Here is a 17,393-nt window from a genome sequence, read left to right as displayed (position 1 = left end):
ACGATCCGCCATGAACGCCATCTTCCACGCCAACCTGGGCATCACCGATTTCTGGACCTTCTTGCTGGGGACCATCTTCATCGTCATCCTGCCCGGCCCCAATTCCATGTACGTGCTGTCGGTGGCCGCGCAGCGCGGCGTGCGGCCCGCCTACCAGGGCGCCTTCGGCATTTTCGCCGGCGACCTGATACTGATGGTGCTGTCGGCCTGCGGCGTCGCTTCGCTGCTGAAGGCCAGCCCGGCCCTGTTCTACGTGGTGAAATACATCGGCGCGGCCTACCTGGGCTGGATCGGCCTGCAGATGCTGATAGGCTGCTGGCGCAAGCTGCGCGCGCCCGCGGCGGCCGACGGCGCAACGCCCGCGACGCCCGTCGCCGTCAAGGAAAGCGATCCGTTCCGCAAGGCGCTGATCATCAGCCTGATGAATCCGAAAGCCATTTTGTTCTTCATCTCGTTTTTCATCCAGTTTGTCGATCCGGCCTTCCCGAATCCCGTGCTGTCGTTCATCGGCCTGGGCTTGATCTGCCAGGTGATCAGCTTTACCTATTTGACGGCCATCATTTTCGTCGGCGCGCGCCTGGCCGAGACCTTCCGCCGCCGCCGGCGCCTGTCGGCCGGCATGGGCGGCGGCGTGGGCGCCATGTTCATCGGCTTTGGCGCGAAACTGGCCACGGCCACCCTGTAACCGTAACGGAGACGCCCCTTGACCGACGCCGAACTGCGCCAGCGCTGCCACACCATCGTGCCGGGCCACCGCCAGCCCACCCCGGCCGCCACCTTCGCCGCCATGGCCGCCTGGTGCGACGCCAACGACATCGCGCACGATACCTACGGCGAAGGCGCGCTGATCGAACAGTTCGAGAACAAGGTCGCCAGCCTGCTCGGTTTCGAGGCGGCCGTGTTCTGCATCACGGGCACCATGACGCAAGTGACCGCCCTGCGCCTGGCCTGCCAGGACCGCGGCTCCCCGCTCGTGGCGCTGCACCCGACGTCGCACATCCTGCGCCACGAACGGGGCAACCATGAATTGCTCGAGCACTTCAAGGGCCTGATGATCGGCGACCCGCACCGCCCGTGGACGGTGGATGACTTGCGCGCCGTGCCCGATGCGCTGGGCGCCGTGCAGGTCGAACTGCCGATGCGCGAAATCGGCGGCCAGTGTCCGTCATGGGACGAGTTGAGCGACATCAAGCGGCACTGCCGCGACCGCAACATCCACCTGCACATGGATGGCGCGCGCCTGTGGGAAGCGCAAGCGGGTTTCAAGCAGCCACTGCCCGCCATCTGCGCCGGTTTCGATTCCGTATATGTTTCGCTGTACAAGGGCATCGGCGGCCTCGGTGGCGCCATGCTGGCCGGCAGCCGGCCGTTCGTCGAACGCGCGCGCGAATGGTTCCGCCGCCAGGGCGGCAATATCGTGCACCGCACGCCGTACGTGGTGGCCGCGGCCATGCAGTTCGATGCGCGCATCGCCGCCATGCCGCGCTACTTTGAACGCACGCAATGGCTGTATGCGCTGCTGCGCGACTTCCCCGCCATCGCCGTCAACCCGGCCAGCCCGCAGGCCAACATGCTGCACCTGCACCTGCCCGTCTCGCGCGAGCGCGCCATCGCCATCCGCAACCAGGTGGCCGAAGACCACGGCATCTGGCTGTTCGGCCGCGCCAGCCACGCCGCCCTGCCCGGGCACAGCGTGGTGGAGTGGTATGTGGGCGATCAGCTGCTGGAAATGCCCGACGATACCGTGCGGCTGGCCCTGACGCTGCTCGACCAGGCGATGCGCGGCAAGGCGCCGGCTGCCCGCTGAGCGGACGCTAGCCGCAGCGCAGCGCCTGCAGCTGCTCCGGCGAGCCGGCAAAGCGGCTCATGTCGACCGGTCCGGCAATGCCGTTGACGACGCCCATATTCGTATACTGCCAGAACGTGTAGCCGCTGGCGCCGGACGGCAATGCGGGACCGGGCCTGGAGCCGTACTGGGCGATCCACAGCGGATGGGCGAGGAAAGGCGCAAACGAGCCCACGCTGCCGTCCCAGAAACTGGTCTGGGTGTAGATGCCGGGCACGCAGCCGAGCCTCTCGCCCACCTGCTGCAGCCACTGTGCGACGGCGGCCGCATAGGCAGGCTGCTCCAGCCCGGCCTGTTCGACATCGAGCATGGGCGGCAATTCGCCCTGGACGCTGCCCACCACATTGCAGAAGTTGGCGACCTGCTGCGCCACCGGCGTGGAGGGCAGGAAGAAATGGCAGGCGCCGCACAACAGCTCCTGCGCCGTGGCGCCCGCACGGTTGCTGGCGTACTGGCGGTCGATCCGGTTGCCGCCTTCGGTGGCTTTCAGATAGACGAATCGCGGCGCGCCCATGCGGCTGGCGACACTGGCCCAGTCGATGTATCCGTTGCGTTCCGATACGTCCATGCCTTGCAAAAAATCTGCCATGCTGCGCTCCTGGTAAGGGGAATGAATGACGCCGCGCGGCAGGCGCGCGGCGCCCCTGTCGTAACTATGCCGACAATGGCGGCGGCATCCGCATGCGCATGCCAGAGGTGAATTTGATCAGATAGCTGACATCGGCGCTGTTCGGCCCCGCCTCCTGCCGTACCGGGCCGGCGCCCTGGCCGGCATCAGTATCCGTGCCGGCAGCGCGGCCGCGCAGGAAGCAGCCCCGATAGTCGGGCAATCGAAAGGTATCGTTCGCGCCCCCATACAGATAGCCGAGCGTGGCGAACAATTCCGGATACTGGCTGACGCCCAGCAGGCGGCCGTCGCACACCATCCAGCCCCAGGCTTCGATGCTGGTATCGGCGATGGTCCCCGCAAAGGCGATCACCGCGCCGACGGGCGTGTCGCCAAAGCCGGGCGGCGTGTAGAACGGCGACGGGACAGGTGAGGCGGCGCTCATGACGCCCGCCCGCCGCCGTGGAACACGCCAGGTTGCGGCAGCCGCCTGGCGCCTGCACCTGCTGTAATCGCCCCGGTGTTTTCCGCGCTACTTTCGCGCTGATCTGTATCCATACGCATGTCTCGTCCTCGCCGGTTTTCGCTGCATGAAAGAGGTCCATCAAGCTTCATTATAATAATGAAACAACATTTTCGAAAAGCAAGTTTAATTGTGCATGGCACAAAAAAGGCGCCCGAAGGCGCCTTTTTCACATTCCGGCGGCCGGATCGGCCGCCATCGCTTGCTTAGAACTTGTAGTTGTAAGCGAGACCAATCAACTGCATGCGGGTCTTGAACAGGCCCTTGGTGGTTTCACCGTTGCCGGTGCAGCCAGGGGTCACCGGCGAGCAGTCATTCTTGTAGTTGACCGTGGCATCCTTGAAGTCGATGTAGCTGTAGGCCAGGTCGAGCGAGGAATTGGCGTTCAGCTTCCAGTTCGCGCCGATCGAGTACTGCATGCGGTCGCTGTCCGGCAGCGCCGGGTGACGCAGCTCGGCGCTGCGCACTGGCGCCTGGTCACGCGCGATACCGGCGCGCAGCAGCAGGTTTTCGCTGTACTTGTAGTTGGTGCCCAGCGAGACGCGGTAGGTGTTCTTCCACTGCTGGCGGATGCGTTCCGGGCCTTCGGCCGTCGGCGGGAACTGGATGTCCAGGTTCTGCAGGCGCGAGGTGCGGGTCCAGGTGACGTCGCCCATCAGGGCCCAACGATCATCCATCTGATGGAAGGCGTTGACCGACAGGGTTTCCGGCGTGCGCACTTCCACCAGCGCCTTGGAATTGACCTTGTTCGATGCCTTGGCGATGAAGCCATTCACGTCCGCGTTGTTCGACACTTGCGAGAAGTCCCAGATCGTGTCGCCTTTCAGCTTGTGCGAAATCGACGAACGGTAGGAGATGCCGAAACGCGTGCCTTCATTCATCTGGTACAGGTAGCCCAGGTTGAAGCCGAAGCCCCAGTCGTCGCCATCCATCGAGGCGTGGCCATCCTTCGCGCCCTTCAGGGCGGCGCCGGCTGCCTGCGCGGCGGCCAGGCCCTGCGTCTTGGCGATATTCGCCAGGAAGGCTTGCGACGCGGCTGGCGCGTGCTGGGCCAGGAAGGCCACGGAACCCGGCACGTCGACCGCCTGGCCCAGTTCCGCCTTCATGTGTTCGGCGGTGACGCCGAAACCGAAGGAATGGTGCTCATTGACCTTGAAGGAAACGGAAGGATTCAGGGCGATGGCTTCGAGCTTGATGTTGGTGATCGCATAGCGGCCGCTCCAGTCATTGCCGTAATCGAGCTTGGCGCCGTACGGCACGAACAGGCCCATGCCGACGGTCCATTGCTCATTGACCTTCTTGCTCGCGTACAGGGCTGGTGCAAAGACCGCGTCCGGCGCGTAATCCTTGGTCGTGCCGCCCGGGGTGCGGCCGGTGAAGGTCTTCGAACCCGTGTCTTCATACGTCGAATGCGGCACCACCAGGGTACCGCCGCCGACGAACTGCGTGCCTTCCAGGCGCGACAGGCCGGCCGGATTGTAGAAAATGGTCGAGGCGTCGGCCGCTTCGGCGCCGTTCGCATCGGCCGAACCCTGGCCGGACACGCTTTGCGAACCGAAACGGTAACCCGATGCTTGTGCGGTGGAGGAAATGCCGGCGAATGCGGCGACGATCAGGAGGGGCAGATATTTATGTTTCAAGTTGGTCTCTCTTTATTATATGAATAAAAACACTGGACAAAACCTGCTGTGCGTCGCGTTTTGTCTGCCGTGTTTAGTTTCTTCGGCGCACTGTCTCGGGCGTCTCAACCTGGCCCGTCTTGCACTTTTCTTGCCGCCGTGAACTCCAATTCACTGACGGCATGAGCGAAGCATATAATATTTTGAAATAAAAAGCGAACGTTCGCTCTTTTTATGAAACGGTGTTGTTTTCCTCTCCTTGCACAGGACTGTACGGTGGCGATACGGGAACGGGAAGCGGTATCAGGAAGCGCTTGCGCATCAGCACCTGCATCTGTTCGGCCGGCACGGGCCGCGAGATGAAATAGCCCTGCACCTCGTTGCACTGCAGCGCGCGCAGGATGTCGAGCTGCTCGCGCGTTTCCACCCCTTCGGCCACCACGCTCATGCCCAGCGCATGGGCCATCGACAGGATGGCCCGCACGAAAACCTCGCCCTGCTCCGAGCGCCCCAGCTCCATGGTGAAGGCGCGGTCGATCTTCAAGCCGTCCATGGCGAACTTCTGCAGCTGCGACAGCGAGGAATAGCCGGTGCCGAAATCGTCGACCAGCAGGCGCACGCCCAGCGCGCGGATGGCCGACAGCTGCTCGACGGCGCGGTTCTGTTCATCCATCATGGCCGATTCCGTGATTTCCACCTCGATCAGGCGCGCATCGATGCGATGGCGCGCCAGCGCCGACGCCAGCACCTGGTGCACGTCGCCGCGGCCGAACTGGCGCGCCGAGACGTTGATCGAGACGGGCACCAGTTCCAGGCCGCTGGCCTGCCAGTGCGCCATCTGCTGGCACACCTTTTCGATGACGACTTCGCCCAGCTGCGAAATCAGGCCGCTGCTTTCGGCCACGGGGATGAATTCCAGCGGCGGCACCATGCCGTGCTGCGGATGGCGCCAGCGCACCAGCGCCTCCATGCTGCACAGCTGCCCGCTCATGGCGTCGACGCGCGGCTGGTAGACGACGAGGAACTGGTCCTGTTCCAGCGCCGCCACCAGGCTTTGCTCGAGTTCGCGGCGGCTGCGGATGGTTTCGAACAATTCGGGCTGGAAGAAGCGGTGATGGCCCTTGCCCGCCACCTTCACGGCATACATGGCGATATCGGCGTTCTTCAGCAGCACTTCCGTCTCGGCGCCATCGCGCGGATACAGGCTGATGCCGATCGAGGCGCCCATCTTGTGGCGTTCGCTGCCCAGGTAGAACGGTTCGTCGAAGGCGATGGCGATGCGCTGCGCCACCTGCTCGGCGCGGCTGTCGTCCTCCACCGGGTCGAGCACGACGACGAATTCGTCGCCGCCCAGGCGCACCACATGGTCGCCCGGGCGCAGCACGGCCTTCAGGCGCAGCGAGGCGGCGCGCAGCACCTTGTCGCCTTCCGCGTGGCCCTGCGTATCGTTGATATCCTTGAAACCGTCGAGGTCGATGAACAGCAGCGCCAGCATGTGGCGCGTGATGGCCGCGCGCGCCAGCGCCCCGGGCAGGAATTGCTGCAGCCAGTAGCGGTTGGGCAAACCCGTCAAGCCATCCTCGTTGGCCAGGCGGCGCAGGTCGCGCTCGTGCTCCTTCGCCGTGCTGATGTCCTGCAGGGTGACGGCCAGGCGGTCACCGCTGCGCACCAGGCGCCGGCGTATCCAGCGCAGCTTGAATGGATTGCCATCCGGCAATTCGATCTCTTCCTCGGAAAAACCGGAAACCATGGCGGCCCGGTAATTATGGATCAGGTCGCGGAAATACGGCTCGTGGGCGCGCGACTGCAGCCGCATGCCCAGCAACTGCTCGCGGCGCACGCCGAAGTAGCCGGCGCCCGGCTCGTTGCAATCGACGATCTCGAAGTCGACGATGCCGCCATCGTCGCCACGCAGGGCGGAGATGATGAAAAAGCCGTCGCTCGTGCCTTCCGTGGCCATGCGGTAGGCGTTGCGCACGCCCTCGGACTGGTGGTGGCGCCAGGCCAGGCGCAACGACAGCACGGTGGCGATGACGGTAAACGCCAGCAGCAGCAAGGTTACGGCAAAGGCGATCCCCATGTAGATGGTGCGCGTTTCCTGGTAGGGATGCAGCATTTCGCTGTCGGCAAAACCCACCACGGCCGTAAACGGATACGCCTTCAGCGCCTGCCAGCCCACATAGCGGTTTTGCTTGTCGGAAAACGCCACGCGGCTGCCCGACTCCATGGCGCCGCTGTCCGTTTCCAGGAAACTCGTGTCGAGGAACGCCGTGCCCTGGCCCGCATGGACAGGCAGGACGCGCGCGCCGAGGCGCGTGCTGAACAGCTCGCCCTCCTCGCCGACCATGGCGGACATGCCCAGCTTGCCGAAATTGACGCTGTCGTAGAATTCGGAAAAATAGCTGGAATGGATGGAGATCAGCAGCACGCCGTCGAAATTGCCGTCCTCGTCTTCCAGCCGGCGCGTGAAATGCACGAGCGTCTCGTCGATGCCCGTGGCTGCCGGGGCCGCCTCGTTGGCGCGTCCCAGCGCGATGCGCAGGGCGCTGGAATTGCTGCGCCAGTGACGCAGCAGGAAATCGCTGCGCTCGTTCGTGCGCAGGCGCGTCAAGGGCGCCGTGGCCGTCACGGCCTGGCCCTTGCGGTCGAGGATGGCGACGATGGCAAATTGCGGCAAGGCATACATGCCCTGCGTCTTCAACTGGTCGAGGCGCAAGTGGCCGCGCGAGTTTTCCCATTCATACTTGAGCTGCAGGGTCAGCTGGTCCATCTGCTCGAGCGTGCGCAGCAGATACTGGCCATACGCCTTCGACTGCGAGGACACGCTGTCGAGCGCCTGCTGCTGCGCCACCTTCTTTTCCGCTTCCAGCTGCAGCATGGTGGCCGTCCACAGCACGGCGCACAGGGCCACGCCCAGCAGGGGCCAGGCCAGGATCAGGCGCAGGTTGGCCTTGAGAAAATCGGCCCTGCTCATTTCCACCACGGCGGCGTTATTATTATTTACAAATTGTCGCAAAAACATGGTGCCAGCGTCTGCCGTTTCTATATTTCCTTAGGGACACACAAATTACCACAGAGTCATGTTTGCAGGTGATAAGGTAGTGCAATTATCTGTGCGGGCGGCGGCCCGCCTGTCGCGCCTGCGTTACAATCACCATCCTTACCGTTGGAGAAATACATGCAGCAATATCAAGATTTGATCAAGACCGTCCTCGAAACGGGCAGCTGGCAAGACAACCGCACGGGCATCCGCACCCTGAGCGTGCCGGGCGCCATGATGCGTTTCGACTTGGCCAACGGCAACTTCCCTGCCGTGACGACCAAGAAACTGGCTTTCAAATCCGTGATCGGCGAATTGTGCGCCTTCCTGCGCGCCTCGCGCAACGCGGCCGAATTCCGCGCGCTCGGCTGTAAAGTGTGGGACCAGAACGCCAATGAAAATGCGCAGTGGCTGGCCAACCCCTACCGCGAAGGCGAGGATGACCTCGGCCCCGTGTACGGCGTGCAATGGCGCCAATGGCCCGCGTATAAACTGCTCGACGCCGACCAGCCGGCGCAGATCGCCGATGCGCAAGCCAACGGTTTTACGCTGATCGCCCCCATCGTCGAAGCGGGCGTACAGAAAGTCTTGCTGTACAAGGCCGTCGACCAACTGCGCGAATGCCTGGACACCATCATGCACAACCCCGGCAGCCGCCGCATCCTGTTCCACGGCTGGAACCCGGCCGTGCTGGACGCCGTCGCCCTGCCCGCCTGCCACTTGCTGTACCAGTTCATCCCGAACGCCAGCACGCGCGAGCTGTCGCTGTGCCTGTATGTGCGCAGCAACGACATCGGCCTGGGCACGCCGTTCAATATCGCCGAAGGCGCGGCCCTGCTGCACCTGGTGGCGCGCCTGACGGGCTACACGCCGCGCTGGTTCACCTATTTCATCGGCGACGCGCACATCTATGAAAACCACCTCGACATGGTGGAAGAGCAATTGAAGCGCACGCCGTTCCCGGCCCCAAGATTCGTCATTGCCGACCGCGTGCCCGCTTACGCCAAGACGGGCAAGTACGAACCCGAGTGGCTGGAAAAGATCGAACCGTCCGACTTCTCGCTGGAAGGCTATGCACACCATGCGCCCATCAAGGCGGCGATGGCCGTCTGATGGCGGTGACTGCGCTGGCCGCCCTGCACCGCAAGCTGTTTGACGAGACCGATGGCGTCAAATTTTCCAAACTAAAAGACCGGCTGCTGGCAAAGCACGGCGCCAGCGACCGGCTGGCCGTGCTCGATATCCTCATCGGCTACGCCAAGGAGGGGCAGTTGCTACACTGGCGCAACTTCCTCATGAGCGATATCGCGCGCCTGGTGGGAGCGGATGAGCATGCGGCATTTTTCGCCTGGGCCCTGGCGCAACCCACGCTGGCATACTGGAGTGTCGATGGCTTGCTGAAAAGCGCAGGCAAGAATGCCTATGCGCCGCTGGTGGCGCTGGCCGCGTCCGGCACTGCCAGCCTGGAAGTGCGGGCCAAGGCCGTGAAAAGCCTGGCCGTCTTCAGCCGACAGCCCTTCGATGCGGGCTTGCCAACAGACCCCGGCCACTGGCGGCAAGACAGTTTGAAGCTCGCTGCCGTGCTGGCCTGGCAACGCGATGGCTGCCCGGATGGCGCCGGCCATGCGGCGCCGGCCACCCATGCATCGCTGGACGAGCCGCGCACGGCGCTGGAAAAAGCCGCGGCCAGGCTGGAGAAAAAACTGGCGGCCAGGCGCAAACAGGAACAGGACCTGGCGCAGCCATCGAACTGGCTGACGATCGCCAGCGCCGCCGACATGGCCGCCATCGCGCAGCGCTGGGTCTTGCCGGAGCATTACCGGCGTTTCCTGGCCTGCCATTCGCCGCTGCGGGTGTTGATTGACAGCGAGCAGTATTTCCAGGGCTTGAACCTGTACGGCGCGGCGGAACTGGTCAAGGCCCAGCACGGTTACGCCTGGAATCCCGCCAGCGATGCAGCCATTGCCGGCTGGCCCGAACACTATCTGGTGATCGCCGATGCGGGCGGCGATCCGTATTGCCTGGACCTGGGCACCATCGCCAACGGCGACGCGCCCGTGTACACGGCCCGGCATGGCGCCGGCGCCTGGCGTTTCGAGCGCCACGCGGACAGCTTTATCGACTTCCTGCTGGAAATCGCCGCCGCCTGAGCTCCGGCATCAGCCGGGGCCGGGACCGCCAGGACCGCCAGGACCACCGGGTCCCCGTCCGCCCGGCGGACCGAAGCGCGGCTCGCGCTCGCCATCCTTCGCCGCCGTGCCGGCGCCGCCGAGGCGGTACGACAATCCCACATAAATCATCCGTCCATCGAAGCGACGCGTGCTCGTCTCGCGCAGCGAGGCGCTGTTGATGACGGTTTCCATCTTGTTGCTGCTGAAAACATCGGTCACATTCATGACCAGGCTCAATTGCGGCGTCACCGTATGGCGCAAACTGAGGTTCAGCGTGTTGTTCGGCGAGCGGTAGCCTTGGCCGGACAGGGTCTTGCCCTGCATTTGCAGGGCCAGTTGCAGCTGGTTGTCCGCATTGATCTGGTAATTCAGGCGCGCCCTGCCGCTGAGCGAGTTGGCCGTGCGCGTGCTGCGGTTGCCCAGGTCGTCGGAGCTGGTCTGCTGGCTGCGCGCCAGGTTGCCGCTCGTGTTCAGGGTCAGGGATGGCGTCAGCTTGCCGCTGACGCTGAACTCCATGCCGCTGGAATGGCTGCCCTCGCCATTTTCGCGCGTGGTCAGCAAGACGTTATCGCTGATGAAGTAACGGTAATCGACGATGGCATCCGTGTCGCGGCGGTGATAGGCGCGCAAGCTGCTTTCCAGGCCGAACAGCCTGGTTTCATAGCCGATTTCGAACGAATCCGTCTGCGTGGGCTTCAGCTTGGGATTGCCGGACGACACATTGAACTCGTCGCGGTACACCACGTACGGGTTCAGGTCGCCGGCGTTCGGGCGGCGGATGCGGTGCGCATAGCTGAAGCGCAGATTGCTCTCGTCGCTGACTTTATACGTGGCGAACAGGCTCGGTATGTAGTTGACGTAATTGTTGCTGGCCTCGATGCCGCCCGTGATCTGGCGCACATTCAAGTCCGTGTATTCGGCGCGCAAACCGGCCAGCGCGCCCCAGCGCTCGTTGATGCGCATCTGGTAGGAGCCGTACAGCGCGATGGTGCGCTCGTCGAGCTCGAAACGGTTGCTGCGCATGGGATTGACAGTTTCCGCCAGGCTGCCGGGGTTGATGTCCGTGTACAGGGTATCGAAGCTGCTCTTGTTGTCGGCCACCTTGTAGCCGAGCTTGGCCGTGCCGCCCGCCAGCGGACGTTCGTAGTCGCCGCTGAAGTCGACGATGCGGTTGCCCGTCTCGCTGCGCTGGCGCGCGCGCGTGTCGAAGGCATTCGGGGGCGCCACCGTGTAGGCGTTGGCGTAATCGCTGTCGCTCTCGTTGTTCGACGACGACACGCGCAGGTCGATCTTCAATGTCTCGCCCGGCAATTCGCCCTTGTGGTCGTAACGCGCGCCCCAGCTGTAGTTGCGGCTGTCGCCATTGCGCACGGTGCTGCGCACATAGTCGCCGATGGTGTTGCCCGCGCTGTCGCCATTGATGTAGCGATCGAGCGAGCGCTGGTCGTTGCTGCGGCCGTTGTAGGAAACGCTGGCGGCCAGCGTGTCATTGGCGTTCAGGTTGTAATTGACGGTGCCGTTCAAGCCCAGCGAATCATTCAAGCCATTGCTGGTGGAGCGCTGGCTGCTGGGGGCAAACGCGCCCGTATCGCGGTCCAGGCGCTCGCGGCTGACCTCGCCCACGGAATTGCGGCCATCGTGACGGAAGTTGATGCCGCCCTGGTAACCCCATGGCCCCTCGTTGTAGCTGCCCGAAACAGCCGTGTTGTAGCGCCCGCCGATGCCCGTATTCGCGTTGACGGTGGCAAAGCCGCCCGGCTTGCGGTTGCGGCGCATCACCAGATTCAGGATCGGGCCGCCGCCGGCCTCGTTGCCGAACTGGGCGCCGGGATTGTTGATCACTTCCACCGACTCGATATCGTCGGCCGCCATGGCGTTCAGGGTGGCGCCGCGCGAGTCGCCCTGCAGCATGGCCGACGGCTTGCCGTCGATCAGGATCTGCACGTTGCTGCTGCCGCGCAGGGACACGGAACCATCGGGATCGACGGCCACCGACGGCACGTTATTCAAGGCGTCGGCCGCCGTGCCGTTGGTGCTGCCCACGTCGGACTTGACGTCGTAGACTTGCCGGTCGATGCGGCCCGTGGGACGCTCGGCCGTGACGCTGACGGTAGCGGGTGCATCGACGGCCGTGACCTTGGCCGGCGGCGCCGGCTTGACGACGGCGTCGCCAGTGGCGGCGGTGGCAGCGGTGGCAGCGGTTTGCGCCTGGGCGGCGCCGGCGACCAGCAGGCTGCCGCCCGCCAGGCAGTGAAAGAGGATTTTATGCATGAGGTAATGAATAATGGAAACGCTACGGATGAGGCGCTACGCCGCGGCGTGAGGGCACATTGAAAGCATGCCACGAGTCGCCAGGCCAAGGCAAATGCGCAGCATGGCAATTTACTTCAATTTACAAATCTCTTGCCCTTGTGGCATTCCAGCCTCACCCGATGCGCCTGATGCTAACGCAGCAAGCCCTGCCCCCGCGCCAGCTTCAGCCAGCCTGGATATTCCGTCATCAGCAAGTCATACAGTTCCGCATCGCTATGCTCGTCGGGCGAGCTGACGGAAAAGTAATTGGCATTGTCGACCAGGCGGCCCTGCAACTCGTCGAGCTTTTCCAGGAAGGGGAAATCCGAATCGGCAAAGGCGGCGAGGAACTTGCTCTTCGACTTGCGCCCCTTGCCGATGCCCATGAATTGCCAGAAGATCGGTTCGTTGCTGGCCCAGCGCAACTGTTTCTCCGTCGTCGCCTGGTCGCTGGTGCCGCCATCGGTGACGAACATCACATACACGGGCAGCTCGGCCGCGACAGGACGCGTGCGCTCGCCGCCACGCGCGTCAGGGAAGTAAAACGCGCGGATCGCCTGCATGGCGGCGCCATAGCGCGTGTCGCCTTCCAGCGGGTGGCGGGTGATGGCCTGGCCCACGTAGGTATTGCAGTTGCTCAAGGCCATCGGCGCCGGGTGATGGACGTTCTTGCCAAAAAGAAAAACGTCGATCTCGCCATCGTCATCGAACTTGCAGCCGAGCGCCAGGATGCGCTCGGCAAAGCGCTGCACCAGGCCTTCCTTGTACAGCCTGCCCATGGAGCCGGAAATATCGAGGCACAGACAGACCTTGGCGCGGTGCGCCGACAGGCCCACCTTTTGCAGCGACACGCCCGCCTGCTTGACCAGGCTCACCAGTTGCGGCGCTTCGCGTTCGACCCGCTTTTCCAGGTCGATCTTGGCCTGCATGACGGCCGACGCCGCAGCCGGGGCGGCCGGGGCCGATTGAGCGACTTCGCCGCCAAAATGGCGCACCAGCGCATCGAGGCCCCCATTGAAGCCCTGGCCCACGGCCATGCAGCGCCAGGCGCCGTCCTTGCGGTACAGCTCGGCCAGCATGACGGCCGTCTCTTGCGCAAAATCAGCGCCGGCAAAGGCGAAGCGGGCCAGCTCGCGTCCGCCCGCCTGCAGGCGCACATGGCCCGCCTGCAGCTGCGACATGACGCCGCCGCCATCGATCGAGGCCGTCAGCACCAGGCGCTCCACGCCGGCCGGCAGGCGCGCCAGCTGGAAGGCGAACGCGGCATTGTCGCCATGGCTGGCCGCGCGCGCTTCCACGCCGCCGCACGGCGTGCGCGGCTGGTTGAAAAAGGTCATGTAGCGCTCGTCGGACAGCTTGCCGTTGGCGTCGAGGCCGAAGCAGGCAAAATCGAGCGCCAGCCCCTGCGCGGCGACGCCAACGTCCAGCACGCCATCGGGGACAAGATTGGCCAGCGGCAAGCGCTGGCCCTTGGACAAGGTTTCCATCAGTTTCTCCGGTATCGATGCTGCGTTATGTGAAGTTGCACGGCCTCAGGCGATGTAGCGGCGTGGATTGTCGGCGTTGAAATCGTCTTCATCATCCTTGTCCTCGCCCTTGAAGACGACGGGACCGTTGAAGGCCAGCTGCAAGCCTTCGCCCTGCCAGCTCAGCCACGGCGTCGCCTCGCTGTCCGGCGGCGACGTCCTGCCGGACGGCTCGAGGATGATGCTGTCGGGCGTGATGCGCGCCAGGCCGATCACATAGGTGTAGACGGAATCGTCCTCGGCCGCCTTGGAGAGGCGGAAGTCGAACGCGCACTCGACGATCTGTTCGCCATACTGCATGACCATCTTCGGCCGCATGGACGCCACCGACACGGCGCCGTTGGCCAACGCCGAATACACGCTGAAGACGAGGCCGACGGTGCCGCCATAATGCTGCGCCAGCGCCGGGTTGACTTCCACCGTTTCCGTGGCCGGCTCCTTGCCCGACGCGCCCGCCACGTCGCCCAGGTGGCGCACGTAGGGCATGCTGTCGAAGCTGCCCGCCGTATCGGGCGCCTGGATGAAGCGCATCTGGCCGTTCGGCAAGAGCACGCCCACGCGCAGGTCGAGGTCGTCGTTATCGTCGTCACCATCGCCGTTGTCCGTCCAGGTGGCCTTGACGGTGAGCTTTTTCGGCGCGCCCGCGCCCTTCTCCAGCGACACCCTGTGCGTCTGGCCCGCCTTGGTCAGCGAGATTTTCGACAAGGAAATCTTCGGCGCCACGGGAGCGGGAGCGGCCTGCGCCACTTCGCCGCCGAAATGCGCGACCAGCGCGTCGAGGCCGCCATTGAAACCCTGTCCCACGGCCATGAAGCGCCAGGCGCCATCCTTGCGGTAAAACTCGCCCAGCATAACGGCTTTTTCCTGCGCAAAATCCATGCCCGCATACGCGAAACGCGCCAGTTCGCGCGCGCCGTCGAGCAGGCGCAGGCAGCCGCTGCCCAGCTGCGCCATGGTGGCCGCACCATCGATGGCAGCCGTCACGACGAGGCGCTCGATGGACGCCGGCAAGCGATCGAGCTGGTAACTGAAACCGGCCGCGTCACCGGACGGCGCGGCCGCCTCCACGCCGCCGCATGGCGTGCGCGGCTGGTTGAAGAAGGTCATGTAGCGGTCGTCGGACAGCTTGCCGTTGGCGTCGAGGCCGAAACAGGCAAAGTCCAGCGCCAGGCCGGCGCTGCTGATGCCCAGCTGCAAAGCGTTGCCCGTGACGAGGCCGGACAGCGCCAGACGCTGCCCCTTGATCAGATTTTCCATGGGATTGTTTATTCAGGTGTGAAAGCTTCGAACAGCAGCCCAGGGCAAGGCGGGTTGTCGAAGGCAGTACGAGTACAGTAAGTCCATGGCAGCGCAACGCCGCCATGGACCGCTGTTCCATGTACGGATACAAGACCAAAAGAGCTGCGGACAACGGTTCAGGGCAAGGCGCGTCGCCGAAGACAGTACGCATAGTACGGCGAGGCGGCGCAACGCCGCCATGGACCGTTTTCCGTAGCTCTTAAGCGTTGATGCCGAACGAGCGTGCAAGAGGCCCCAGACCGCCCTTGAAACCCTGGCCGATGGCCTTGAATTTCCATTCGCTGCCGGCGCGGTAGATTTCGCCGAAGATCATGGCCGCTTCCGTCGAACCGTCTTCCGACAGGTCGTAGCGGGCGATTTCCGCGCCATTGTCGCCATTCAGGCAACGGATGTAGGCCTTGCCGACCATGCCGAAGTTCTGCTTGCGGGCTTCCGCGTCGTGGATGGTGACGGCCACGGCGATCTTGTCGATATCGGCCGGCACGTTGGCCAGGTCGACGGCCACTTTCTCGTCGTCGCCATCGCCGCCGCCGGTCGTATTGTCGCCCGCGTGGACGATGGAGCCATCGGCCGACTTCAGGTTGTTGTAGAAAATGAAATCAGCATCGGAGCGGACCTTGCCGTCCGTTTTCAACAGGAAAGCGCTGCCGTCCAGGTCGAATGCGGCGCCATCGGTGGCGCGCGGGTCCCAACCCAGGCCAATCACGATTTTCTTCAAGCCAGGAGCTTCCTTGCTCAGGTTGACATTGCCGCCTTTTTGCAGACTGATCGCCATGGTATTTCCTTTTTAATTAGTAGGTTGCATTCGGTGCTACGGAACACGACGCCGGCGCAATGGCCGGACGAGCCATGAGCCTACCATAAAGTAAATGCATGCCATAGCCGCACTATTGAAAATAATGCCATCGCATCTGCCGTCCGACACCCGGGCACGGGACCGCAGCAATGGACAGCAGCACGCCGAAATGACCGATAATGCCGCTCGACAAGCGCACGCATCCATCATCATGACCGATTTCAACAGCCATACCGATTTACAGCAAACCATCACGCGCCTCGATTGCATCCCCGGTACCTTGTGCGATGAACGCATGTGGTCGCGCCTGGCTGCCGCCCTGGGCGAGCGCTTCCAGCTGCACGCCGTCCCCTTGCACCAGGGCCGCACGCGCGCGGACATGCAGGCGCTGATCGCCAGCCACAGCGCGCCGTGCTCGCATCTGGTGGGCTTTTCGCTGGGCGCCTACCTGGCCATCGAACACGCGCTGGCCCACCCCGAACGCGTCCAGTCGCTGACTTTGATCGCCAATTCCGCGAAAGGTTTGCTGCCGGCGGAAATCGCGGCGCGCCAGCGCATCGTCGCCATCCTCGAACACCACGCGTATACGGGCATCACGCGCCAGCGCCTGCGCGAGCTGCTGCACCCATCGCACCTGGACGATGCGGCCATCACGGGCCTGATCCAGCAGATGGGACTGGACCTGGGCAAGGAAGTGCTGCTGGCGCAGTTCATCACCACCATCCACCGCCCGGACTTGATGGGGCGTCTGGCGGAACTGCCGTTTCCCGTGCTGATCGTGGGCGCGCAGAACGACAAGCTGGTCAAGCCGGCCGATCTGCGGGAAATGGCAGAACATTTCCCTGACGCAACCTTGCACATGATCGCAGACCATTGCGGCCACATGCTCCCGCTGGAAGCGCCGGACGCGCTGGCCGACGCCATGCGCGCCTTCCTGGCCGCGCCCGCATTTGCGGACGCCGGTGGAGCCCGAACGCAATTTCAACGATAATAACGGGCATCGGGCCCTGCCCCCACCTATTTCACAGAACCAATGAGCATACTCACCATCGTCGTCGCCACGGACAAGCAAGGCGGCATCGGCATCGACAACACCTTGCCGTGGAAGCTGCCGGAAGACCTGGCGCACTTCAAGCGCCTGACCACGGGCCACCCCATCCTCATGGGGCGCAAGACCTTCGATTCGATCGGCCGCCCGCTGCCGAACCGCCGCAACATCGTCATCACGCGCAACGCCGCATGGCGCCATGACGGCGTGGAAGCCGTCGGCTCGCTGGACGAGGCCATCGCCCTGCTGGACGGCGCGCAAGGCTATGTCATCGGCGGCGCCGAGATCTACAAGCAGTCGCTGCCCCTGGCCCAGCGCCTGGTCGTCACGGAAATCGGCCAGACGTTTGCCTGCGACGCCTTTTTCCCCGCGATTGACCATACCGTGTGGCAAGAAACCGCGCGCGAAGCGCATGTGTCGGAGACATCCGGCTTGCCGTATGCCTTTGTCACGCTGGAACGCAAAGCCTGATAAGGTGCTGAACGTGCTGGAGGGGCATATATCCAGCGGCAAGTGATGGCTGTAATACCCCTGTCACACCGTTGCGTCACGCTAGCGCACGCTTGAAGTGTTTTTTGTATGATATTTTTTTCCCGCAGACGCCGCATTTCTGCGAGAATCCCGTT

14 protein-coding genes are annotated in these 17,393 nt (G+C 63.9%); 6 read left to right on the top strand and 8 right to left on the bottom strand.

Features of this window, described 5'->3' with window-relative positions; all coding sequences use genetic code 11:
- Window positions 1–10: 10 nt before the first annotated feature.
- Entirely contained in the window at window positions 11–685 is a 675-nt protein-coding gene (gene leuE / locus O0880_RS10180; protein WP_289886287.1) for a leucine efflux protein LeuE, read from the top strand.
- Window positions 686–703: 18 nt separating this feature from the next.
- Window positions 704–1,807: a beta-eliminating lyase-related protein gene (locus tag O0880_RS10175; protein ID WP_289886286.1), complete on the top strand. Its 1,104-nt coding sequence runs from the start codon at window positions 704–706 to the stop codon at window positions 1,805–1,807.
- Between the two features lie 7 nt (window positions 1,808–1,814).
- On the opposite strand, the gene O0880_RS10170 is transcribed toward O0880_RS10175, so the two are convergent.
- The 4 genes from O0880_RS10170 to O0880_RS10155 all read right to left on the bottom strand — a co-directional run bounded on the left by O0880_RS10170 (window position 1,815) and on the right by O0880_RS10155 (window position 7,617).
- On the bottom strand, window positions 1,815–2,435 hold the full coding sequence (locus O0880_RS10170) for a glycoside hydrolase family 25 protein (RefSeq protein ID WP_289886285.1): 621 nt from the start codon (window positions 2,433–2,435) through the stop codon (window positions 1,815–1,817).
- 64 nt (window positions 2,436–2,499) lie between these two features.
- Window positions 2,500–2,898 (bottom strand): phage tail protein, encoded by a 399-nt coding sequence (locus O0880_RS10165; protein ID WP_289886284.1) that lies wholly within the window; start codon window positions 2,896–2,898, stop codon window positions 2,500–2,502.
- Between the two features lie 284 nt (window positions 2,899–3,182).
- Window positions 3,183–4,616, bottom strand: a complete 1,434-nt coding sequence (locus O0880_RS10160; protein ID WP_289886283.1) for an OmpP1/FadL family transporter — start codon at window positions 4,614–4,616, stop codon at window positions 3,183–3,185.
- 211 nt (window positions 4,617–4,827) lie between these two features.
- Window positions 4,828–7,617, bottom strand: coding sequence for an EAL domain-containing protein (locus O0880_RS10155; protein WP_289886281.1), 2,790 nt, complete (start codon window positions 7,615–7,617; stop codon window positions 4,828–4,830).
- Window positions 7,618–7,773: 156 nt separating this feature from the next.
- Between O0880_RS10155 and O0880_RS10150 the strand changes: the two genes are divergently transcribed.
- Together O0880_RS10150 and O0880_RS10145 are read left to right on the top strand one after the other, a co-directional pair.
- Window positions 7,774–8,748: a thymidylate synthase gene (locus O0880_RS10150; protein ID WP_289886279.1), complete on the top strand. Its 975-nt coding sequence runs from the start codon at window positions 7,774–7,776 to the stop codon at window positions 8,746–8,748.
- A complete protein-coding gene (locus O0880_RS10145; RefSeq protein WP_289886278.1) occupies window positions 8,748–9,785 on the top strand; it encodes an SMI1/KNR4 family protein in 1,038 nt (345 codons plus the stop codon). Before O0880_RS10150 ends, O0880_RS10145 begins: the two co-directional genes overlap by 1 nt.
- A 9-nt stretch (window positions 9,786–9,794) precedes the next feature.
- Here O0880_RS10145 and O0880_RS10140 read toward each other — a convergent pair whose 3' ends face one another.
- From O0880_RS10140 to O0880_RS10125, 4 genes are all read right to left on the bottom strand, one after another.
- Window positions 9,795–12,077, bottom strand: a complete 2,283-nt coding sequence (locus O0880_RS10140; RefSeq protein WP_289886277.1) for an outer membrane beta-barrel family protein — start codon at window positions 12,075–12,077, stop codon at window positions 9,795–9,797.
- Between the two features lie 173 nt (window positions 12,078–12,250).
- Entirely contained in the window at window positions 12,251–13,585 is a 1,335-nt protein-coding gene (locus O0880_RS10135) for a VWA domain-containing protein (RefSeq protein ID WP_289886276.1), read from the bottom strand.
- Window positions 13,586–13,630: 45 nt separating this feature from the next.
- On the bottom strand, window positions 13,631–14,881 hold the full coding sequence (locus O0880_RS10130) for a TerD family protein (RefSeq protein WP_289886274.1): 1,251 nt from the start codon (window positions 14,879–14,881) through the stop codon (window positions 13,631–13,633).
- A 241-nt stretch (window positions 14,882–15,122) separates the two neighbouring features.
- On the bottom strand, window positions 15,123–15,698 hold the full coding sequence (locus O0880_RS10125) for a TerD family protein (RefSeq protein WP_071323286.1): 576 nt from the start codon (window positions 15,696–15,698) through the stop codon (window positions 15,123–15,125).
- Window positions 15,699–15,888: 190 nt separating this feature from the next.
- Between O0880_RS10125 and O0880_RS10120 the strand changes: the two genes are divergently transcribed.
- Both O0880_RS10120 and O0880_RS10115 read left to right on the top strand, forming a co-directional pair.
- A complete protein-coding gene (locus O0880_RS10120) occupies window positions 15,889–16,710 on the top strand; it encodes an alpha/beta hydrolase (RefSeq protein ID WP_289886272.1) in 822 nt (273 codons plus the stop codon).
- A 42-nt stretch (window positions 16,711–16,752) separates the two neighbouring features.
- Complete coding sequence (locus O0880_RS10115; RefSeq protein ID WP_289886271.1) at window positions 16,753–17,238, top strand: dihydrofolate reductase; 486 nt, start codon at window positions 16,753–16,755, stop codon at window positions 17,236–17,238.
- Window positions 17,239–17,393 lie beyond the last annotated feature (155 nt).

This window comes from Janthinobacterium sp. SUN118, from assembly GCF_030397695.1.
Classification (GTDB): Bacteria; Pseudomonadota; Gammaproteobacteria; order Burkholderiales; family Burkholderiaceae_D; genus Janthinobacterium.
Note: the sequence above shows the minus strand (reverse complement) of the source record. Positions and strands in the feature narration are given on the sequence as shown.